We start from the raw sequence: 23,116 nt of genomic DNA on the forward strand, positions 1-23,116 counted from the left end.
ACTCGAACGCCATCCGCTTTCCACCGGGTGGGCCCCTGACTGCGGCTGATCGCTTGCCGCGGCCGGCCCGTGCTCGCGCCCAGGGGAACACGCATAACGTTCAGCTCGCAGCATTGCGAGTGATGGTTAAATTCTTGAGAGTACAACATTGAAATCGACAGACACTCAGCCTTCGGGCATCAAGGCGCTTCTGGAAAACTCTGTCTCTGAAATCCTCAGCCTGAGGCAGAAAGTCGAGCATTTGCAGACTGGCGTCGACGAGCCGGTCGCCGTCGTCGGCATGGGTTGCCGATTCCCTGGCGGGGCCAATACGCCCGAAGCGTTCTGGCAGTTGCTCAAGGAAGGTGGCTGCGCTGTCCGCGACATGGGCGACGAGCGCTGGTCAACGGCCGATTACTACCATCCGGATGCCGAAGTCGCCGGCAAGCTCTACAGCCAGCATGCCGGTTTGCTCGACCGGGTCGATCATTTCGACGCCCAGCGCTTCAAGCTTCCAGCCCATGAAGCGAACGCGATGGATCCCCAGCAGCGCCTGTTGCTGATGGTCTGCTGGGAAGCCCTGCGTAACGCCAACCTGGACCTGCCCGGGTTGAAAGGCAGCAAGACCGGCGTGTTCCTGGGCATGAGTACCAGCGATTACGCGCGTCTGGCCATCGACCCCCTGGCACCGCAAGATATTGACGCCTATGCGTGCCTCGGCAATGCGCACAGCGTTGCGGCGGGGCGCATTTCCTATCTGTTCGGCTTCCATGGGCCGGCGCTGGCGCTGGACACCTCCTGTTCCTCTTCGTTGCTGTCCGTGCACCTGGCCTGCAAGAGTTTGCGAGCGGGTGAATCGACGATGGCCCTGGCCGGAGGGGTCAATCTGATCCTGTCCCCGGAGAACAGCATCGGCCTGTCCAGAATGCAGGCCTTGTCCCGCCGCGGACTCTGCCGGACCTTCGATGCCGAGGCCGACGGCTACGTGCGCGGCGAAGGCTGTGGTGTGGTCGTGCTCAAGACCCTGAGCCAGGCCCGCCGCGACAATGATCATATCTACGCGGTGATCCGTGGCTCGGCGGTCAACCACGACGGCGCCAGCAATGGCCTGACAGCACCCAACGGGCGCATGCAACAGGAGGTGATCGAGCAGGCACTGAAGCAGGCCCGGCTCAGCCCCGGCGATATTCACTATGTGGAAACCCACGGCACCGGCACGCCCCTGGGCGACCCCATCGAAGTCAATGCCCTGCTCCGTGCCTTGCGCCAGGCACCCGCCGATAATCCACTGGTCATCGGTTCAGTGAAGACCAATATCGGTCACCTCGAATCGGCCGCCGGCATTGCCGCGCTGATCAAGCTCTGCCTTTCGCTCAAGCATCAACTGATCGTGCCGCACCTGCATTTCACCAAGCCCAATCCGCATATCAACTGGGCGGATGACAAGCTGGTGGTGCCCACCCAGTGCTGCGCCTGGCCACGGCAGGATGCCCTCAACCATGCCGGCGTCAGCGCGTTCGGCCTGAGCGGCACCAATGTCCACATGATCCTGTCCTCGGCCGAAGAAAGCGCACAGGCGCCTGCGCCCGGACACTTCCCGGGCCTCCTGACCTTCTGCGCCTCGAGCGCCGAAACCCTGAAGCAGACCAGCGTGCGCTGGAGCGACTTCCTGCGTGACAGCCCCCTGCCCTTTGCCGAAATCTGCAGCAGCAGCAATACCTACCGGCACAACGCCAAGCACCGCTTGAGCGTGGTCGCCGACAGCACACAGGACGCCCAGGCGCTGCTGCAGCGGTTTGCTGCCGGCGAGCGCCCCGCGCAGGTTCATCAGGGGGTAATGCCTGAGGCCAGCGCCGCGCTGTGCATGCTGTTCACCGGCCAGGGCTCACAGTACGCAGGCATGGGCCAGCAGCTCTACGCCACCCAGGCGGTCTTTCGCGAAGCGCTGGAGCAGTGCGATACGCTCTATACCGAGATGCAGGGTCACAGCATCAAGGACATCCTCTGGGGCGAGCGCACCACGGAGCTGACCCAGACCCAGTACACCCAGCCTGCGATTTTCTGCATTCAATATGCCCTGACCCAGCTCTGGGCCAGCCTTGGCATAGCCCCCGCGGCCGTCATCGGGCACAGCCTGGGCGAGTACGCTGCCGCCTGTGCTGCCGGGGTCTTTTCAGTGGACGACGGCCTGCGCCTGATCATCCAGCGCGGCCGGTTGATGCACAGCATGACCGCCGCTGGCAGCATGCTCGCCGTACAAGCCGGGCGACAGACCGTCGAGCAACTGATCGCCCCCTTCGCCGCGCAGGTTTCCATCGCCGCAGACAACGGCCCCAATGACCTGGTCATCTCCGGCAGCACGCCCGTGGTCGAGCAGATCAAAGCCGACCTGGAGCAGCGCGGTATCCGCACGACCGCCCTCGCCGTTTCGCGGGCGTTCCACTCGGCCCTGATGGCGCCGATGCTCGACGCCTTCAAGGAACACGCCGGGCAGGTCCGCTACAGCGCCCCTACGGTACCGTTCTACTCGACCGTGCTCGGCCGGCGCGTCGACGTCGAGCTGTGCGACCCGGCCTACTGGGCCCACCAGGTGGCAGCGCCGGTGGAATTTCACCAGGCACTGCTGACCCTGGCCCAAGAGCAACCGCACGGCCTGCTGGAAGTAGGGCCGAGCCCTACCCTGGTCGATCTGGCCAGCCGCAGCCTGCCGGCGGAGGATCAACGTGCGGCGCTGTACTCGCTGCGCAAGGGCCATGATGAGCAGCACCTGCTGCGCGACAATCTGGCCCGGCTTTATGTGCAGGGCCTGCTCACCCGTATCCCTGGCAACGACGGGCGAAAGCACGCCTTGCCGGTCGAGGTGCTCGACGAAAAACCCTACTGGGTCAATGGTGGGAAAATGACGCCCGTCAGGCGCCGCGATGCCCGCCCGTCAAATTCGCCCCAAGTCGTGCATCTGCGGGCCCAGCGCCAATGGCACGTCAGCGCCAGCCTGGGCCAGGGGCAACAGCCCCTGGACGGGCGCTGGCTGATGGTCAGTGAGTCGGCCGATTTTCTCGCTGCCGTCGAGGATGGCGCAGTGTGCAAAGTCCTCGCCAGCGATGTGGACAGCGTCCTTGGCCAAGCGCACGAGCGGTTCGACGGTGTCCTCTACGTAGCCTGCGCCAGCAGCACCGACATCAGCCGCGCGGCGTCTGAATACATCAACCACTTCATCGCGCTGAGCACCCGGATTTGCGCGGCCGGTTGCCTGGCGGCAGGGGCGCGCCTGGTGGTCGCACACTACAACAGCGACCCGATGGTTCGCCTGATGCACAGCGGCGGCGTCGGCGTTACCAAGACCCTGGCGCAGGAATACCCGCATTTGCGCTTCAGCCAGGTCGACCTGCGGCCCGCGGACTCACTGGCCGACGATGCCCGACGACTGCTCGCCTGGGTCGCCCGCTCGGCCGGCACCGGCGTGCCGTTCGAAGTGCGCATCGAACAGGACAGCGTCTGCGAATGCCGCCTGGAAGATCTGCCGGCAGCCAGCCCAGCCACGGCGATTAGCCTCAAGGCCGGGCGCAGCTACCTGATCACCGGCGGCCTTGGCGCTCTGGGCCTGACGATCGCCCAAGGCCTGGCCAGCCGCGGCGCCGAACAAGTGCTGCTGGTTTCCCGGCGTAGCGAACCGAGCGATGCCCAGCAGGCGTTGCTCGACGCGCTGCGCGAACAAGGTTGCGATGTCAGGCTGTGCGCTGTGGATGTCTGCGATCGTCTGGCCTTGAGCGGCCTGATTGCCGCGTGCGGTCAGTCATTTCTGCCCCTGGCCGGTGTCGTGCATGCGGCCGGCGCCCTGAGCGACGGCCGGCTCGAGCAGTTGACCGCGGCCACCGCAGCGCCGGTGCTGGCGCCGAAAATTACCGGTGGCTGGCATCTGCATGAGCTGACCCGCCACCTGCAACTGGACTTCTTCGCGCTGTTTTCTTCCGCGTCGGCGGTGTTCGGCAATTACGCCCAGGGGGCTTATTGCGCCGCCAACAGCTTCCTCGACGAACTGGCCGCCTACCGGGTTGCCCAGGGTCTGGTCGCCACCAGTTTCGCCTGGGGGCCCTGGGCCGGCGCCGGCATGGCCAGTGCAGACACTGCCGCAGCCACGCTGCGCGCCCAGGGCCTGGCGATGATCGAGCCGGATGAAGGGCTCGAGCTGTTCTTCAGCCTGCTGTCGCGTGACGCACACAACCCGGTGCTGCTCGATCTTCTGCCCCAGGCACTGGAGCACCTGCAACTGGATTCGGCGAGCCCCGCGCTGCTGCGCCTTTATGGCCAGGCGCACAGCTCGGTACCCACTCAGGCAGCGATCGCCCACTCGCCCCTGCAGGCCTACCTGGAGCGCATGCACCCGGTATCGCCGGCAAAAGCAATCGAAAGCCTGCTGCGAGACAGCATCGCCGAAGTTTCGGGCCACGAAGTCCAGGCCGACTTCAGCAGCGACTCACCGTTGATCGAGATGGGCCTGGATTCGTTGATGGCCGTGCAACTGCGTAATCGTCTGTCGACATTGACCGGCGAAGCGCTGCCGGTCAGCCTGCTGTTCGACTACCCGAGCCTGGCCCGGCTTGGCGACTACCTGCTGTCGCTGCACAACGCCAGCGCCGACACCGCAACGCTGCCGGCGTCTGACGCCGGCCAGCGCGCCACGGCCGTGCAGGACATCGCGATCATTGGCATCGGCTGTCGCTACCCTGGCGGGGTTACCGACGCCGGGTCGTTCTGGCAGTTGCTGGTCGACGGCGTCGACGGGATCGGCGAAGTCGGCAACGCGCGCTGGAACAACGATGAATACTTCGATGCCGACCCCGATGCGCCGGGGAAAATGTACAGCCGCTGGGGCGGTTTGCTCGACGACGTCAGCCACTTCGACAACCGTTTCTTCAACATCAGCGCGCAAGAAGCCATCAGCATGGACCCGCAACAACGCCTGTTGCTGGAGGTCGGCTGGGAAACCCTGGAAAACGCCGGCATCACCCCGGCAGCGGTGGTCAAAGGCGGCATATTCGTGGGCTGCGGCCCCAATGAATACAGCCACATTCTCAATGCACCGGGGGCGCCGCAGACCAGCGCGTATTTCGCCACCGGCAACTCGATCAGCGTCAATGCCGGGCGTCTGGCCTATTTCCTCGGCTGGGAAGGCCCCGCCATCGCGATCGACACCGCCTGCTCATCGAGCCTGGTCAGTGTCGCCCTCGCCTGCCAGAGCCTGCGTAACGGCGAATGCTCGGTGGCGTTGGCCGGCGGGGTAAACCTGACGCTGTCGCCGCACACCAACATCGCCTTGTCCAAAGCGCACATGCTGTCGCCCGATGGGCGCTGCAAGACCTTCGACCAGAGTGCCAACGGCTACGTGCGTTCGGAAGGCTGTGGGCTTGTCCTGCTCAAGCCGCTTGAAGATGCGCTGCGCGAGGGTGATCAGGTGCTGAGCGTGATCAAGGGCTGCAGCATCAACCAGGATGGCCGCAGCCAGGGCCTGACCGCACCCAGCGGGCCGGCTCAGGAGCGCGTCATGCGGGCCGCGCTGGCGCAAGCCGACATCGCCCCTGCCCGCATCCAGTACCTGGAAGCGCATGGCACCGGTACGCCGCTGGGCGACCCGATCGAAATGCACTCCATCGAGGCGGTCTACGGCCAGCGCGATGGCAATGCCCCGCTCTATGTGGGCTCGGTCAAGACCAATCTGGGCCATACCGAGGCGGCGGCCGGTGTCGCCAGCCTGATCAAGTTGTCACTGATGCTGCAACACCGCACCATCGTCCGCAACTTGCACCTCACTACGCTGAACCAGCACTTCAGCGCGAACCTGCTGGGCCAGGCCCCAAGCGTGATCGTCGCCGACCAGCCACGCCCCTGGCCGGCAACCGCCGGGCAGGCGACGGGTGCCGTCAGCTCGTTCGGCTTCAGCGGCACCAACGCTCACCTGATCCTCGCCGCAGCCCCTCAAGTGCCGCAACCGGCGCCTGCCCAGGCCTCCGACGAGCCTTGCCTGCTGGCGCTGTCCGCACGCAGCACGGCGGCACTGGAAGCGCTCAAGCGCCGCTATCTCGAACGGCTACAGGGCGGTGTCAGTGACCTGCCCGGCCTGTGCCACAGCGCCAGCACCCGGCGCGCGCATTTCGAGGTGCGCCAGGCGTTTGTCGCCAGCACGACCGAAGCGCTGTGCCAGCAGTTGCAACAGCCCACTGGCGAAGCACCGCGGCGCAGCGCCAACAGTGCCGCTCGCGTGGCCTTCCTGTTTACCGGCCAGGGCAGCCAGTACCTGGGCATGGGCCGCGCGCTCTATGTGGAGGGCTCGCTGTTCAAGCAAGCGCTGGACCAGTGTGCAGCGCTGATGCAGGCACATCTGCCGGGATCGATTCTCGACGTGATTTGGGCCGACGATACACAACGCCTGGACAATACCTACTACACCCAACCGGCGCTGTTCGCCCTGCAATATGCCTTGGGCAGGCAATGGATGGGTTGGGGGGTAGTGCCGGATTACGTACTGGGCCACAGCGTCGGCGAATACGCCGCCGCGTGCCTGGCCGGCGTGATGAGCCTGGAAGATGCAATCGCTCTGATTTGTGCCCGGGCACGCCTGATGGTCGAGCTGTGCGAAACAGGCTCGATGCTGGTGGTCCATGCCAGTTGCTCGGCAACCCGGGCTTTGCTGGCCAGGCTCGGCGACGTGCAACAGCAACTGTCTATCGCCGCCCACAACGGCCCGGCGAACACCGTCGTTGCCGGTTGCTCGCAAACGCTGCAGCGGCTGATCGAGCTGTGCGCCACCCTGGGCGTCGACACCCAGTCACTACGCGTTTCCCACGGTTTCCATTCGCCGTTGATGGCGCCGATGCTCGAGGCATTCCGCCGCGTGGCAGCGGCGATCCGCTTCAAGCCGGCCGCCATCACCTTCGTCTCGACGGTCACCGGTACGGTCCTGAACGATGAAAACGCTTGTGCGAACTACTGGGTCGAGCATGTCCGCGCCCCGGTGCTGTTCAATGAAGCCTTGGCGACCCTGGCGACCCTGGCCCCGCAGGTCGGCCTGGAGATCGGCCCGGGCACCCAGCTCATCGGCATGGCCAAGCGCTGCCTGGAGGATGCGCCGATCGTCTGGCTGTCTTCGCTAAAGGCCAAAGCCGAGGCTCGACAGCACATGCTCAGCGCCCTGGCCGCGCTCTACGCCCAGCAAGTCACCCCCGTCTGGTCGGCCGTATTCCCTTCGACACGCACCTACCCGCGTATCGCCCTGCCCACCTATGCCTTCCAGCGCAGCCACTTCTGGCCGCAACAGCAAGGCCCGGCGCTGTTCCCTGGGCACCTTTCGCAGGGCAACAGCCGGCCAGCCGAGCTGTCGGCACTGGGGCAGAAAACCGTCAGTGCCACGGGCGATGTGATCTACCAGACCCGCTTCGACGCGCAGGCCCCGTTCCCGATCGCCGACCATCGACTCTACGGGACGGTTGTCATCGCCGGTGCCACGCACCTGGCAATGAGCGCCCTGATCGCCGAGAACCTCGATCTGGCCCTGGGCTACGAATTGAGCGACGTCACCTTCCCGGCCGCGATGGTGTTCGCCGATGACGAAGCCAAGCAGTTCCAGTACCTGATCACCCGCCTGGCCGACCAGCGCCTGTCGATCGCCGGCTATAGCCGCACCGAGGGTGACAACGGTTCCTGGCAGCAGCACTTCACCAGTACGCTCACCCCGCAGTTGCCCGGGCAACCGGCCGCCAACGCGCACGGCTTCGACCCCGAGCGTCTTTGCCTGGACCTTGACCAGCAACTGGACGGCGACCGCTTCTACGCCGAGATGGCCGCTGCCGGCTATGCCCTGGAAGGTGGTTTCCGCTGGGTCGAGCGCATCTGGCGGCGCCCCGGACAGGCGCTGGCACGCTTGCGTGCCCCACAAGACGCAGAAAACGCCTACATCGTGGCGCCAGGGCTGATGGATGCATTCTTCCAGACCAGTGCCGCAGCCTCTTATGACCAGCACCTGAGCCTTGGCGGCCGTGACACGCTGTACATTCCGTTCGCCATCGATGCCATGCGCGTCTTCAAGCAGGTCAAAGGCCCGCTGTGGTGTCATGTCCAATGCCTGTCCGCAGCGCCACAAAGCGCCAACGAGGCGGAGCTCGAGGTGTACAGCCATCGGCTGACGGTCTATGACCAGGCCGGCGAACCCGTTGTGGCCGTCGAGGCCCTGCGCAGCAAGCGCGCACCGAAATCGGTGTTGATCGACTCGCTCAAGCAGAAGCCGTCGCTTGCCTATCACATCGACTGGGTGGACGGCACGGCGCCCATCGCCCCTCAGCCGCTGGCGGCACTGGGCAGCGAACCGCTGTGGCTGATCCTGGCTGACCGCAGCGGTCATGCCGACCTCCTGCGACAACGACTGGAGCATGCCGGGATCCGCTGCCTGCTGTTCAACGCCGAAGCAGGCAGCGAGCACCCCGGCCAGGTGCACTATGACCTGGATCGGTTGCCAGAAGGCCTCGCGACGCTGCTGGAGCCGTTGTCCCGGGGGCAAACGGTCCAGCAGGTCATCAACCTGCAAGGCCTTGATCATCTGCCGGCCGACGCACACGACCTGCCGGCGCATCAACGCGCCCTGCTGCTGCCTGCCCTGGCGGTCCAGCAGTACTACCTGCATACCGGGGTCGAGCCGGACTGGACGTTTGCCGCCGCCATCGACACCCACGCCGACGCCACAGCGCCGATCGCAGGGATGCTGCGCGGGCTGGCCAAAGTGTTGGGCGAGGAACATCCCCAGGCTCGCATCAAGCATGTCAGCGTAACTGCACAGACGCTGCAGGCACGTGTCGATTGCCTGTGCAGCGAGCTTGGGCTGGACGACGACGAAAGTGAAATCCGTTACATCGACGGGGCCCGCCAGGTCGCCCGGTTGAGCGCACTGGCCTACCAACCTGTCGACCCGTCGCAGGCGGTATTCCACGCCGACCGCAGCTACCTGATCACCGGCGGGCTTGGCGCCATCGGCCTGAGCCTGGCCGAACTGATCATCCAGCGCGGTGGCCGGCATCTGGTGCTGGTGGCACGAACCGCCGAGGCGGCGCAGCTTGCGCCACAGCTTGCACGCTGGCAGGCAATGGGCGCGTCGGTGCTGATCCGGTCTTGCGATGTCGCACAGCAGCCCCGGGTGATGGCCCTGATCGATGAGATCGATCGTACCTTGCCGCCGCTCGACGGGGTCTTCCACTGCGCCGGCACCCTGCGTGACGGTTTGCTCGGTACGCAGACCTGGGACGACTTCCAGGCACCGCTGGCGGCGAAAGTCCATGGTGCCTGGTGGCTGCACCAGGCAACCCGGGCCCGTCAGTTGAGCTGGTTCGTGCTGTTTTCCTCGGCGGCCACCGTATTCGGCTCCCCGGGCCAGGGCAACTACGCCGCGGCCAATGCCTTCCTCGACCAGCTGGCCATCAGCCGCCGGGCCAACGGCCTGTGTGCGCTGAGCATCAACTGGGGGCCATGGAACGGTGACGGCATGGCCAACGCAACCGGGCGCGTGGCCAACTTCCAGCGCGCTCCCGGCGTGGGCCTGCTGCCCCCCCAGGAGGCGCTGGAGGCGATGCTGGCCCTGGCCGGTACGGCGCACGCCAACCCGACGGTGATAGACATCGACTGGACGCAAATCCATGCGGCGGTCAGCCAACGCGCCCAACGTTCACTGCTGTCCGGGTTGGTCAGAAAGCCGGCTGACAGCGCCCGCTACCTGGCCGACCTCGCCGCCCTGCGCAGCGAGTGCGATCAGCTGGCCGCGCCGCAGCGTCGGGCCTGCATCGAGCAATTCGTGTTGAAGATGGCCAGGGACATCATGGCCATGAACGACCGCCAACTGCTGGACGTCAACGAGCCACTGCAATCGGAGGGCCTGGATTCGCTGATGGCGTTGGAGCTGCGCAACAAGCTGGCGCACATCCTCGGCAGGAAGCTCCCCGCCACCCTGCTGTTCGACTACCCGACCGTGCGCGCCATGAGCGCGTTCATCGCCGACCAACTGTACCCGCCGAGCGCCGCGCCGCTTGAGGCACAAGCCGCTTCGCGGACCCCGGCCGCCCCCGTCGACGAAGACAACTTCAGCGATCTGAGTGATGACGAACTCCTGGCCATGCTGGCCGATGAAGCCCTATGAGCCGCCACGAACCCACGCGAAAGGAAATCCACGCATGACGCAACAAAACGACAGCCGGGCGCTCATGGAGAACGCGCTGAGAAAAATCAAACGGCTCAACCATGAACTGGCAGAGCTGGACAGCCGTCAGCACGAAGCCATCGCCATCGTCGGCATCGGTTGCCGGTTCCCCGGCGCCGACAGCGGTGTCGAGCAGTTCTGGAACAACCTCTGCGAAGGGGTCGACAGCGTATCCCCGCTGACCGACCAGCGCTGGGACCAGCAACGGTATTTCGACCCGCAGACGCCGCTGCCAGGCAAGACCTACTCACCCAGCGCCGGGTTGCTCGACGACGTGCTGCGCTTCGATGCCGAGCTGTTCGGGATCACCCCCCGTGAAGCCGAGTGCATGGACCCGCAGCAGCGCATCCTGCTCGAAGTCACCTGGCAGGCGCTCGAAGATGCCGGCATGGCGCCCGACACCGTGCGCGGTGCGAATGCCGGGGTGTTCACCGGGATCATGAACAAGGACCACTCCGACCTGCTGGTTCGCCATCTGGGCCTGCATGAAATCGCCGCGCACATGAATGCCGGCAATCATGAGAGCGTGCACTCGGGCCGGGTGTCGTACACCTTCGACTTCAAAGGGCCGTGCATCACCCTCAACACCGCCTGCTCGTCTTCGCTGGTCAGCGTGCACCTGGCCTGCCAGAGCCTGCGTCAGAACGAGTGTGACTTCGCGCTGGCCGGTGGCTGCAATGTGATCCTCGCACCGGCCACCTCGATCGCCCAGTCCCAGGCGATGATGCACTCGCCGCAAGGCCAGTGTAAGGCCTTCGATGCTGCGGCCAACGGTTATGTGCGCGCCGAAGGCTGCGGTGTGCTGGTGCTCAAGCGCCTGTCCCGGGCGATTGCCGAAGGCGACCGCATCTATGCCGTGATCCGCGGTTCGGCGGTGAATCAGGATGGCTTGAGCCAGGGCATCATGGCGCCGAACGGGCCTGCGCAGGTCCGGGTCATTCGCAGTGCGCTGGAAAATGCCCGGGTCGCCGCCAAGGACGTCGCTTATGTCGAAGCACACGGCACCGGGACCAAGCTCGGCGACCCGATCGAACTGCAAGCGCTGGGCAGCGTATACGGGCGGGCAGCGGAGCGCGCCGCACCATTGCTGGTGGGTTCGCTGAAGACCAACATCGGCCACAGCGAATCCGCTGCGGGCGTCGCCGGCATCATCAAGGTGGCCAAGGCCTTGCAGCAGGGGCTGGTACCGCCTCAACTGCACTTTCACAACGCCAACCCGTTCGTCGATCTGAACGCCGAAAACATCCGCATCTGCGTCGAGTGCCAAGCCTGGCCTGGTTCCACCCAGCCGTCGCAGGCAATGGCCACCTCGCGCCTGGCGGGAGTCAGTTCGTTCGGGTTCAGCGGCACCAATGCGCACATCATCATGGAGTCCTACAGCCCGCCGCCGCATGACGACAGCGGCCCGGCGGACCTGCCCCATCTGCTCTGCATCAGCGCCCGCGAGGACAGCGCGCTCAAGACCTACGCCGGCAAGTTGCTCGACCTGCTCGCGGCCAGTGACGATCAGGCTGTCGCCGATCTCTGTTACTCGCAGAACAGCGGGCGCCGCCCATTCGACAAACGCATCGCCGTCAGTGGCAGCAACCGCACCGAACTGGTCCAGGCGTTGCAGCGATCGCTGGCCGGCGAGCCGGCTGCTGTTGGCCAGCACAGCGGTGCGGCCTTGACCGGCTGGGTCATCGGCAATCTCGACCAGCACAGCAGAATCCACTACCAGCGGCTGTTCCAGCGCCATCCGGCGTTCAGCCCGGCCGCCCGGGAGTTGCTGGACAGCGCACAGCGCCTGCTGGCCCGTGATCTGTCCGACGAAGGGCTGGAGCAGACGCACGACCACCGAGACCTGCGCCTGTTCGATGCCGCGCTGTTCTACGGGGTGGCGACCCTGTGGCGGTCGTTGGGGATCGAACCGCGCTGGATCCTCGCACAAGGCGCAATGGCGCCAGTAGCGGCAGCAATCACCGGCAGCCTGACGTTGCACCAGGCAATCACCGCGATCGACAGCCTGCCCGCCAATGCCCCGCCCCTCGCCAGCCTCTATGCAAGCGGCTCGCAGCGCGACCCGATCATGACGGTAGACCTGGGCCCGGCGGCGCTCGCGCACGCGCTGGCCAGCGACCCCGTCGGTAGCGTGCTGGTCATGGGCCAGGCGGGCGTCCAGGGCAGCGGGCTGGCTGCTCATCCCGGCACCCGCCTGGTGCAGGTCGCGACCACGCAACAGGAGGATGCCTGGGCAACCCTCGCCGCCACCCTGGCAGCCCTGTACCAGGCAGGCGCGGCCATCAACCCTGCGGCGTGGGACCAGCGCCCGCAACGGCGCAAGCAGGCGTTGCCCACCTATGCCTTCCAGGGGCGGCGTTACTGGCTCGACCCGCTGGGCGCGGCTGTCGACGACGCGCCAGGGGCAATCGCCCGGCCGCAAGTCGAGCCCGCGCTCGTCGCCCCGGCCAGCATGAATGCACGCGATTACGTGACCGGCCTGATTCGCCTGCTGGCGAAGATGGACGACCAACCGCTGCCAGAGGACAGTTTGCTGATCGACGACATCGGCTTCGATTCCCTGATGCTGGCGGAACTGCGCACCCGTGTCGAAAAGGCTTACCCCAACGCCGTGAAGATTCCCCTGGACCTGCTGCATACCGGGTCGCTCGCAGAGCTGCTGAGCTTTGTCGAATCGGCAGCGGGCAACGCCCAGGCACACTCGCTCGAGCAGGGTAGCGATGGCCGGGGCCGGGCGCTCGCCTGGCTGGCCAAGTGGAAAGACCCACGCCAGCCTGGTCAGGCCGAACGGATGGACAAGCGGCACGTACACAAAGCCTGTGAGCGCAATGTGCTGCTCGGTGACATCGCCGCCATCGACGACAGTGGCTGGTATGCCGCAGAACTCTTCCATGACGCCGCCCACCCGTTTTTCTACGAGCATGCCCAGGACCATGTTCCCGGTCTGTACCTGATCGAGGCGGCCCGCCAGTTCGGGATCGCCTGCAGCCATCTGTTCCAGGGCGTGCCCCACGAATTTCCGTTTGTCCTGGATGACATGCGGATCCGTTTCGACGCCTTCGCCGAGCAGGACAGCCCGGTCTATCTGCTTGCCGAATACACCGACCTGATGTTCAAGGACGGCCACCTGCATCGCAGCCACAGCCGTTGCCACATCGTCCAGCACGGCAATGTGCTGGGAACGATCGAAGGTCACGGGTTGATTTTGCAACCTGCCGATTATCGATCGGTGCGCACCCTGGAAAGCGCCCTTTAACTTTTCAACCCCTTCCATGGAGGATCATTCGTGCAAGCAAAAACGCTCGAGAAACCCGTCGTCGCCATCTTCGACTTCGACCGAACCCTTACCGACCGCCATACCTTCTGGCGCTTTCTGCAGCGCCTGGTGGGCACGCCGCGATTCATCCTGGTCGCCATCAGCCTGATTCCCACGGCGCTGCTGCTGGCCCTGAAGGTGATTCCGCTGATGGCCGCGCGTGAAGTGATGATCCGCCGCTGCATGACCGGCGTCAGCGCCGAGAAATATCGGGCGCTGGGCCAGGTGTTCGCCCGCCAGGACATCGATGCCTGGGTAAAGCCGCAGGCCCTGGCGCGTCTCAAGTGGCACCAGGCTCAAGGCCATCGGTGCCTGCTGATCAGCAACTCCGCGGACGTCTACCTGGAGCCCTGGGGCCAGGCCGCAGGGTTCGATGGCATCAGTGGCTCCCGTTTCAAGGAGCACGACGGTGTATTGACCGGCGAACTGGATGGCCCGCACTGCCAGGCCGAGGAGAAGGTCATCCGGGTCCGGCAGATCCTCGGCAACCCGAACGACTACGTGATCCACGCCTATGGCGACAGTGACGGCGACCGCAATCTGCTGGACATCGCCCAGTACCCCTACTACCGATCGTTCGAACACTGCACCCAGTGACCAGGGAGGTCATCCATGAGCCATCCAGAGAACAACGCCACGCCAGTGCTGATCGTCGGTGCCGGCCCGGTCGGCCTGTTGCTCGGCATCCAGCTGCAACGCTTCGGTCTCCCCCATCGGCTGATCGACAAGCGCCTGCAGCGCCAGCCGTTTTCCAAGGCATTCGCGATTCATTCGCGCACGATGGAAATCTTCGAGGACCTGGGCCTGCTCGACGCACTGCTCGAACGTGCCGTTCGGGTCGAGCAGATGCACATCTACAGCAAGCGCAAGCGCTTGATCAGCTATGACCTGAGCCGCCTGGAGGTACCCTTTGCGTTCACCGCAAGCATTGCCCAGAACACCATCGAGGAAATCCTCGAAGCCCGTTATCGGCAGGCGGGCGGGCACGTGGAGCGCGGAGTCGAACTACTCAGCCTCACCCAGGACGAGCAGGCCGTGTACCTCACCCTGCAAGGCAGCAACGCGAGCCGGCAGCAGGTGCAATGCGACCGGCTGGTGGGCTGTGACGGTGGCCAGAGTGACGTCAGGCAACTGACCGGGATTACCTTCGACGGTGGCAGCTACCCACAGCCCTACATCATTGCCGACGGCACGCTGGCATGGAACGGCGACAACGCCAGCGGGCATGTGTTTACCTCCGGTGACGGCTACCTGATGCTGTTCCCGCTGCCCGGGGGCAGGCATCGGGTGGTGATCAACTGCCAGGACCCCACCCTGACCAGCGCCGACCTGACCACCGAGAACGTCAACGCCAGCCTGCACCAGCGCGGTTTCACCGACATCAGCCTGAGTGACCCGGTATGGCTGTCGGTCACCACCTTCCAACATCGCCTGGCCAACCGCTATGGCGTGGGCCGTGTGTTCCTGGCGGGCGATGCTTGCCACGTTCACAGCCCGATCGGCGGCCAGGGGCTGAACACCGGTTTTCAGGATGCCTACAACCTGTCGTGGAAGCTCGCCCACACGCTCAACTACGGCGCCCGGCAGGCGCTGCTCGACAGCTACCAGGCAGAGCGACGGCCGGTCGCGCAGACCGTGCTGAAAAACACCAGCCAGCAAATGCGCATGCTCAACGTGAAACGCCCGCTGCTGCGTTTTCTGCGTGACGCCGTGGTAGCCAGGCTGGCCCGCACCGCGCGCTTTCAAGCGCGCATCGTCAACCAGGCCACTGGCTTTCAGGTCGACTACCACGACAGCGCCCTGAGCGTTCACGCCTCGGCCTCGGACACATCGCGCCTCAGCGCCGGGCAACGGATGCCCGACGCCGTGCTGCGTGATAAAGCCGGCAACACCCGGCGCATTTTCGATCTGCTCCAGGGCACCCACTATTCGCTGTTCGTGTTCACTGGCCCGGCCGCTGACAGCAAGGGCCGAATCGAGCACATCAAGCGGGCGCTGGATGTATCGAGTTGTCCAGACAGTTTCCTGCGGACCTACCTGATGGGAGCCCCAAGCCTGATGACCGCCGCGGCCAGCTATGAACTCGATGACACCCTGCTCGAAACGTTGAATGTCGAGCACGGCCGCCTGCTGCTGGTGAGGCCCGATGGTTACCTGGCGTTGCATTGCCCGCTGGAAGAGGTCGAGCAAGTGCAGCGCTATTTCGCGCTCTTCTACCCCTCCAGCCGCACGCCGAAATACAGCTGCGAAGCCCTCGCGGCGCTAGAGGCCGGCGAATGAGCTACCCCGCGCGCGCCTGCCCTCTTCACCTATCACGACAAGGAATCGTTCTGTGACGTCCTATTCTCAGCGCTACGCTGCTTTCATATTGAGGCACAAGAAGGCCACCCTCGGGATTCTGGGCCTGATCACGCTGTTCTTCTGCGTCCAGCTTCTCTCGCTACAAGTGAACCCGTCTTTGTTCCTGTTGGGCAAAGACTTCAAGGGCCGCGTACTGATGGCCGAGGCGCGCCAGCACTTCAGCGGTTCAGGCGAACAGATCCTGGTCGGTGTCGTCACCTCCGAAGAGAGCATCTTCAACCCCCGCTCCCTGGCAGCGATCAAGACCCTGACCCAGCAGTTCAGCGCCCTGACGCTGGTCGACGAGGACGACGCACAACAGCTCGACAGCGCCGCACTCGATGCGCAGAGCCAGGCCATGGTCGGGCGGATTCTGGCCGGCGGTATCACTGCGCAGGACAAGAACGACCTGAAGGCGCTGTCGGCCCATCTGCAAACCCTCCCCAACTGCCCGCCGGCAGTCAAGGAGTATGTGGCGGACCTGATCATCCGTGCCGCCCCGGTAGTGAATGTCAGAAGCCTGGCCGACGTCGAGAACATCGAACTCGATGGCGACGCGCTGGACGTTCACGATCTGATGACAGACGTGCCGGTCGACGCCCTGGCCCTGAGTAATCTGGCAAAAGAAGTCTTCGGCAACGAGATGTTCGTCAACTCGCTGATTTCTCCCAAGGGCAAAGCCTCGATGATCCAGATCGAGCTCGCCGTGGATGAAGAGGACTCGCGCAACCTGCAACGCGCCTATGCCGAGGTGCTGCGCCAGGTCGGCGAGATCTCGTCGCAGGATGCCTTCCCGATCGGTGGCACCGCCACTTACTACGCCGCCATCACCGACATCGTCGAGAAGGACAACAACACGTTTCTACCCTTCGTGGTCCTGGTGATCTCGCTGCTGCTGTACATCAGCTTCCGGCGCTGGCAAGGCGTGTGGATTCCGCTGCTGATCTCAGTGCTGTCGCTGGTCTGGACCATGGGCCTGGTCAGCGCGACGGGGTTCAAGCTGAACATCATCACCAACATGATCCCGGTGTTCATCATCTCCATCGCCGTGGCTGACTCCATCCACTTCATCACCGCCTATTACGAGCGCGCCGCCGAAAGCGATCCGCACACCGCGATCGAAGACACCATGCACCACCTGCTCGTCCCGATGAGCATCTGGTCCTTCACCACGGTGGTCGGCTTTGCGGCAATGGCCTTCACCAACCTGACCTTCATCAGCGAATTCGGCATCTTCGTGTCCATCGGCGTGGCCTTCGCCTTCGCCATCACCATTACCTTGCTGCCGGCCCTGCTCCCTTACCTGAAGGTGCCCAAGCAACAGATCAGGAAAGCCAACGACAACAGCTTCATGCTGCTCGTCGACCGGTTCAGCAGCGCCGCGAACCGCTTGTCCCGCAAGGCACCGTGGCGCCTGATGAGCCTGAGCCTGGTCCTGCTGGTGGCGGCCACCTATATGAGCTTTCAGGTACGCGTCGACAACGAGAACATCTCGTCATTCTCCAAGTCCACCGCCGTGCGCCAGGACAACGACGTGCTCAACCGGTACTTCGGCGGCACCGTCCCGGCCTCGATCTGGCTGCGCTCGGAAACCAAGGACATGGTCAAGCGCCCGGAATTCATCAACGCCCTGCGCCTGATCGAGCAACGCCTGAAAAGCCACGCGCAGATCGGCTACACCCTTTCGCCGGCCGACTACCTGAATCGCATCAACGAGTTGATGGCCGACGACATGAACCCGCGCCTGCCTGCCGACGCCTCGGAAGAGCTGATTTCGCAGTACTTCCTGCTCTACGAGTTCGGCAACGGCAGCGAAATCAAAGACGTCGTCGACTACAACTACAGCAGCGCCCGGATCATCGCCACGGCGTACACCGACCGCGGCACCACCTGGGAAGCGATCATCGAAGACGTGCGCAGTTATGCCGCGACTGTCGTACCCGAGGGCGTCACCGTCGAGGTCTACGGTACCGGCGAACTGCAGGCGAGCAATATCCCCGAGATCGTCAAGAGCCAGGCCTACAGCTTCGGATTCTCCTTCCTGATCATCGCAGTGATGATGCTCGCCATCTTCCGTTCGTTGAAAATGGCCATGATCAGCATGGTGCCCATGACCTTCACCCTGGCCCTCATCGGCACGCTGATGCTGGCCCTGGACATCCCACTGGACATCGGTACGGCGATGATCTGCGGCATCTGCTTCGGGGTGGGCATCGACTACACGATTCACTTCCTGAGTGTCTACAACACCTACGCGCAAGTACCCGGCACGAATCATGACGACGTGCTGGCCAAGACTGTCGTGTCCGTGGGGCGCCCGATCCTGATCAACTCGCTTTCACTGGCCAGCGGCTTTGCCGTGCTGTGCCTTTCGAGCTACGCCGCCATCGTCAACCTTGGCTTGCTGACGGCGGTGTCGATGGTGGCCTGCGCCTTCTTCACGATGCTGCTGATACCGGCAACGCTGCGTGTCTGCGTAACCTTTGTAGCCGTCGACCAGGGAGATGATCGCCGTGAAGCCGTTGCCAGCTGATCACCACCAGCGGCCAGCGCTGTCGACTTCGACGAGGACCGTCGCCATGAACCGGACCCTTGTGGCGTTCAGCGAGCGGTCCCCGAGTGCACCTGTACTGGTGTGCTTCGGGCCAGCGGGCTGTGGCCCGAGCTTCTATCGCCGCTGGGCGAAGTTGCTCGATTCACCGACGCAGCTGCTGGCCGTCCAGCTTCCCGGCCGCGAAGGGCGCCACCGTGAGGCGCGCGTCACCGACTTCTCGCAGTTGGTCACCGCGCTGGCCGATGATATTCACGCCCAGGTCAGTGGGGAGTACTCGTTTTTCGGGCATAGCCTGGGCGCCGCGCTGGGCTTCGCCGTGGCCCAGGAAATGGAACACCGGCATGGGCGCTACGCCAGGAAAGTGGTGATTTCCGCACGTACGGTGCCCGATGAAACCCGCCTCACCGACGTCGACCCCGAGTGCTCGAACCAGCAACTGATCGCGTTCCTGGTTTCCCTGGGCTGCTTGCCGCCGCAACTGGCGGCCGACACCGAGGCGATGGCGATGTATCTGCCGATCATCCGCGACGACCTGCGCCTGAACCTCAATGCCCAAGGCCACCGCTTCGCCCGCCTCCATGCCGACCTGGTTGCCTTGGCAGGCAGCGGCGACACCCTGGCGACGCCCAGGCAGATGCAACGATGGGCACAGCATACCCATCGACACTTCGAACAGCATGACTGCCAGGGCGGGCACTTTTTCATCCTGGAGCAGGAGCGACAGATCATCGACCTGTTGCGCCGCCTCGTCCTTTAATTACAAACAATGGAACTGTAAAACCATGAAAAAGCTCAACCTGACCGCACTGCTGTTCAGCGTCGTACTGCCTTCAGCCTTTGCCCAGACCTACACCGGCGAGCAAGTCATGCTGCTCAACGAAGACTCGCGCAAAGGCCTGACCGAAAGCAGTGACGTGTTCATTACCATGACCGACGCCCGCGGCAATGTGCGTGAGAGGACCTTGAAGCTGCGCATCGACGACGGTGACAAGGCTGCACGCAAATCCTACCTGGAGTTCGTCGAACCCAAGGATGTGAAAGGCACGCGGGTATTGGCGCTGGAGAACGCCAATGCCGATGAAGACGCCGATCGCTGGATCTATTTGCCGGCGCTGCGCAAAGTCCGGCGAATTGCCGGCGCGGACCAGACGCAGAGTTTTGTCGGTACCGACTTCACCTATGAGGACATGTCGATCAGCGATGGCGTGGTCGGGGTCAAGAACCACAGCTACAAGATCCTGCGCGAAGAAACCATCAAGGACAACAGTGGCGTAGACCGTCATTGCTGGGTGGTCGAAGCCATCCCGACGAGTGCAAAACAGATCTCGCAAGGCCTGTACAGCAAGCGGATCATCTGGGTCGAACAGCAGTACTACACCGCTATCCAGGAGCACTACTTCAACAAGAGCGGTGAACACTTCAAGATCCGCACCAGCTCGGACATTCGCTCGTTCCCGGCCGCCGGGGGAACGACCGAGTGGCGGCCGAACCTGTTCTCGATGAAGAACCTGGAGACTGGGCATAGTACCCTTGTCCGCTTCGAGCAAGTGCTCGATCAACCCATCGACGCCAAGATATTCACCCGCCGCTTCATGGAGATCGGCCTGTAATGATCTTGGCAGCGCTACAGATGGCTGAGCATCGGTAGGAGCCCGCGTTACATCACCAGCAGCTCTGCACGCTCACTCGCCGGCGCGGCCGGCGAGCGAGCGTGCAGAGCTGCCGTGCTTTTTGGCTCCGTGCGTGCGGTGGAATAGAATGAAAACTTCACTCAATTGGATAGAGACGACTGTGAATGGACGCGTTAGCCACTTTTTCTACTAAGCATTTCAAACCAACCGGCCTGAGCCCGACCCCCGAGATTACTACCAACTTGCCGGTGTCTATCAGCACCATGGAGAAATGCTACTCGGGAGCTATCGACGGTGTTTCCTCGACAGTTTTTACTGCCGCATTCGACCAGACGACCCGAACGGGCAGTTACATCGCGATTGAGAGCTTCAAAGGTACGGTGAATGGCAAAGAAGGCACCTTCAATTTCATCCACTCTGCCTCCACAACCGGCACTGATCGGGCAGATGAGTTTTTCTGCATAGTCGCAGGCAGTGGTACGGGTGACTTGAGCGGGATATCGGGATCTGGCGGGATCAAAATCGACGCCGATGGCACGCACCATATCTGCTTGAACTATCAACTCGAACAGGTCAGAAACGGCCTCTAGAATCTGCGGGGGCGGTCATGCTGCCACTCTCCAGAGTGAGGAGGTCTGCGTTACGGATACGGAGGCCTCGCCGGGTGCAATCGGTCGCACCCCGTCAGCCCCCCCGCTGATCAGAACGTGTAGGCCACTCCTGCCTGCACCGTGCGCGGCGCCCCAGGGTAGACATAGCTATTGAAGGCCCCTTCGTCATACCCCTTGTTGAACACGTTCTTCACGTCCAGGTTCAGGCGCACGTGCTCGTTGACCTTGTAGAAGCTCAGCAGGTCCACCACGCTGTAGCGTTCCATGGTGTAGGTCAGCGCTTCGGTTTGGCCACTGCGATCGTCCACGTACTTGACCCCCACCCCCAGGCCCAGGCCCTTGGCCAAACCGTCCTGGAACTCATAGGTGTTGAGCAGGCTGAAGCTGTTGCGCGGGATGTTGGCCAAGCGTGTGCCGGTAGGCAGGCGATTGTCCTTGGTCACCTCGGCATCGACGTAGGCGTAGCCGCCGATCATCCGCCATTCAGGGGTGATGTTGCCCGCCACGTTGATGTCCAGGCCACGGCTGCGCACCTCGCCGGCCGCCAGGCTGTAGTCGGTGTTCAGCGGGTCGCGGGTGAGCACGTTTTCCTTGACGATGTGGTACACCGCGGCATCGACACTCAGTTGCCGATCCAGCGCCTCCCACTTCACGCCCAGCTCATAGGACTTGCCTTTCTCCGGGTCGAAACCACCGCCGCCGGCCGGCGTGCCGGTGTTGGGTTTGAACGAGCGGGCGGTGTTGGCATAGACCGCGACCGTGTCGGTCAGGTCGTAAAGCAGGCCAAAGCGCGGGGTGACGCCGTTCTGCCCTTTGCTGAAATCGCGGCTGTTGACGAGCTTGTCGTCATAGTCGTGCTCGAAGCGTTCAAAACGCACCCCGGCGAGGGCCTTGAGGCGCTCGGTCAGGGCCACCTGGTCCTGGATGAAGAAGGCCCAGGTCTGCAGGTTCTCCTTGTCCCAGGTGGTCACGCGGGTCAGCGCCGGGCGCGCCTGGCCAAGTACCGGGTTGTAGATGTCGATCGGGTAAGTACCGTTCACCGCCGAGGAGCGCCGAATGATCGAGTTGTAGTCGTAGTCCTCGTACTCAACGCCGGTCAGTAGCGTATGGGCGAAGCCGCCCGTGTCGAAATGACCGGTAAGGTTGAGCTGCCAGTCGCGGTCGCTCCACTCCAGCTTGCGGTAGTTGAAGTTGCGTTGCAGGGTGCGGCCGTCGGCCGGTGCGCCGTTGGCCTCCACGGCGTTGCCCTTGAGCGAGCCGTCGAGGAACTGGAAACCACCGCCCAGGGTCCAGTTGTCGTTGAGCAGGTGCTCGAAACGCACCTGGGCCATGTTGTTGTCGTTGTGCAGCAGGTTGTCGCTGCCTTTCTCCCAGATGTAGGTGTCGCGGGAGGCGCTGCCGGTCTGTGTGTTGTAGCGGGTCAGGCCGCGGTCGAGTGGGTGATTGTTGCGCATGAAATCGCCCTCGAAAACGATCTTCGTGCTCTCGTTGACCTGCCAGCTGATCACCGGTGCCACGTCGTAGCGTTCACTCTCGACATCGTCACGGAAGCTTTCACCGCCCTCACCGAGCACGTTCAGGCGGTAGACGAGACTGCCGTCCTGGTTCAGCGGGCCAGTGGCGTCCAGGGTGGCGCGGTGCATGCCCTGGTCGTCGAACTGGCTGCCCAGGGTGACCTTCGATTCGGGCAGCGGTTGCTTGCTGACCACGTTGAAGGTACCGCCGGGGTCACCGCGGCCATAGAGGCTGGTGGCCGGGCCGCGCAGCACTTCCAGGCGCTCGACGGTGTTGGCGTCGGGGGCGTTGGGGTAGCCGCGGTTGATCGGGAAACCGTTGCGGTAGAACTCGCCGGTGGTGAAACCGCGTACGGTGAAAGTGGTCAGGCCCTGGCCGCCGAAGTTGTTGGCGCGGCCGACGCCGCCGGCATAGTCGAGGCCATCCTGCAGGCGGGTGGCGCCGGTGTCCTCCAGGACATCCTTGGGCACCACGCTGACCGACTGCGGGGTTTCGTGCAGGGCGGTGTCGGTGCGTGTCGCACTGGCCGAACGGTTGGCTTTATAGCCCTCTACAGGTCCATCGGCACGCTCGTAATCGATCGCGTCAGCATTGATGTTGACTGCTTCTAGCTGAATGTTACCCGCCGCAAGAGGCGGTTCTGAGGCCCAAACGAATGAAGGCGCAGCGTGGAGCAGACACAGCGAGACGATCGTGCGACGCATCGATTGCGATTCCAGAACAGGGAAGAACGGACAGTGAGGTTAAAACGCGGAGATGGTATATGGTAACAATTCGTATTAGCAATAATTTTCTGCAATCCTCCCTCCCCTGGCGAGTCTCCTCTGCTGAATGAACGTCCGGGTTCACGCCACCGCTGCTTACAGCTCCACAGGCGAATGTACTGATTAATACAGGTCCTATTTCACTAAAGCTTGATACTGCGCAGGCTTGAAGCCC

At 63.8% G+C, this 23,116-nt stretch carries 9 protein-coding genes; 8 read left to right on the forward strand and 1 reads right to left on the reverse strand.

Translation table 11 applies throughout. The features are described 5' to 3' along the window. Positions 1-148: 148 nt before the first annotated feature. The 8 genes from NLX68_RS17740 to NLX68_RS17775 all read left to right on the forward strand — a co-directional run bounded on the left by NLX68_RS17740 (position 149) and on the right by NLX68_RS17775 (position 20,641). Positions 149-10,150 carry a type I polyketide synthase gene (locus NLX68_RS17740; protein WP_254285053.1) on the forward strand — a complete coding sequence of 3,334 codons (10,002 nt, stop codon included), beginning with the start codon at positions 149-151 and terminating at the stop codon, positions 10,148-10,150. Positions 10,151-10,184: 34 nt separating this feature from the next. Continuing rightward, positions 10,185-13,466, forward strand: a complete 3,282-nt coding sequence (locus NLX68_RS17745) for a beta-ketoacyl synthase N-terminal-like domain-containing protein (RefSeq protein WP_254285054.1) — start codon at positions 10,185-10,187, stop codon at positions 13,464-13,466. Positions 13,467-13,496: 30 nt separating this feature from the next. After that, a complete protein-coding gene (locus NLX68_RS17750) occupies positions 13,497-14,123 on the forward strand; it encodes an HAD family hydrolase (protein WP_254285055.1) in 627 nt (208 codons plus the stop codon). Between the two features lie 15 nt (positions 14,124-14,138). Next, positions 14,139-15,806, forward strand: coding sequence for an FAD-dependent monooxygenase (locus NLX68_RS17755; protein ID WP_254285056.1), 1,668 nt, complete (start codon positions 14,139-14,141; stop codon positions 15,804-15,806). 52 nt (positions 15,807-15,858) lie between these two features. Further along, positions 15,859-18,399, forward strand: a complete 2,541-nt coding sequence (locus tag NLX68_RS17760; RefSeq protein ID WP_254285057.1) for an MMPL family transporter — start codon at positions 15,859-15,861, stop codon at positions 18,397-18,399. Between the two features lie 46 nt (positions 18,400-18,445). After that, positions 18,446-19,177 carry a thioesterase II family protein gene (locus tag NLX68_RS17765; protein WP_254285058.1) on the forward strand — a complete coding sequence of 244 codons (732 nt, stop codon included), beginning with the start codon at positions 18,446-18,448 and terminating at the stop codon, positions 19,175-19,177. Between the two features lie 25 nt (positions 19,178-19,202). Further along, the gene (locus NLX68_RS17770; RefSeq protein WP_254285059.1) at positions 19,203-20,030 is read left to right on the forward strand and encodes an outer membrane lipoprotein-sorting protein; all 828 of its coding nucleotides are present in this window, start codon (positions 19,203-19,205) and stop codon (positions 20,028-20,030) included. A 185-nt stretch (positions 20,031-20,215) separates the two neighbouring features. Beyond that, entirely contained in the window at positions 20,216-20,641 is a 426-nt protein-coding gene (locus NLX68_RS17775; protein WP_254285060.1) for a DUF3224 domain-containing protein, read from the forward strand. 110 nt (positions 20,642-20,751) lie between these two features. Here NLX68_RS17775 and NLX68_RS17780 read toward each other — a convergent pair whose 3' ends face one another. Further along, positions 20,752-22,881 carry a TonB-dependent siderophore receptor gene (locus tag NLX68_RS17780; protein WP_254285061.1) on the reverse strand — a complete coding sequence of 710 codons (2,130 nt, stop codon included), beginning with the start codon at positions 22,879-22,881 and terminating at the stop codon, positions 20,752-20,754. Positions 22,882-23,116: the final 235 nt, after the last annotated feature.

Origin of the sequence: Pseudomonas sp. SBB6, assembly GCF_024213215.1 — a bacterium.
GTDB lineage: Bacteria > Pseudomonadota > Gammaproteobacteria > Pseudomonadales > Pseudomonadaceae > Aquipseudomonas > Aquipseudomonas donghuensis.

Bases quoted from the DNA above. Each gene is read 5' to 3' on its own strand.
- NLX68_RS17765 (WP_254285058.1), top strand. From the start codon at position 18,446: ATGAACCGGACCCTTGTGGCGTTCAGCGAGCGGTCCCCGAGTGCACCT.
- NLX68_RS17780 (WP_254285061.1), bottom strand. From the start codon at position 22,881: ATGCGTCGCACGATCGTCTCGCTGTGTCTGCTCCACGCTGCGCCTTCA.
- NLX68_RS17770 (WP_254285059.1), top strand. From the start codon at position 19,203: ATGAAAAAGCTCAACCTGACCGCACTGCTGTTCAGCGTCGTACTGCCT.
- NLX68_RS17755 (WP_254285056.1), top strand. From the start codon at position 14,139: ATGAGCCATCCAGAGAACAACGCCACGCCAGTGCTGATCGTCGGTGCC.
- NLX68_RS17775 (WP_254285060.1), top strand. From the start codon at position 20,216: ATGGACGCGTTAGCCACTTTTTCTACTAAGCATTTCAAACCAACCGGC.
- NLX68_RS17745 (WP_254285054.1), top strand. From the start codon at position 10,185: ATGACGCAACAAAACGACAGCCGGGCGCTCATGGAGAACGCGCTGAGA.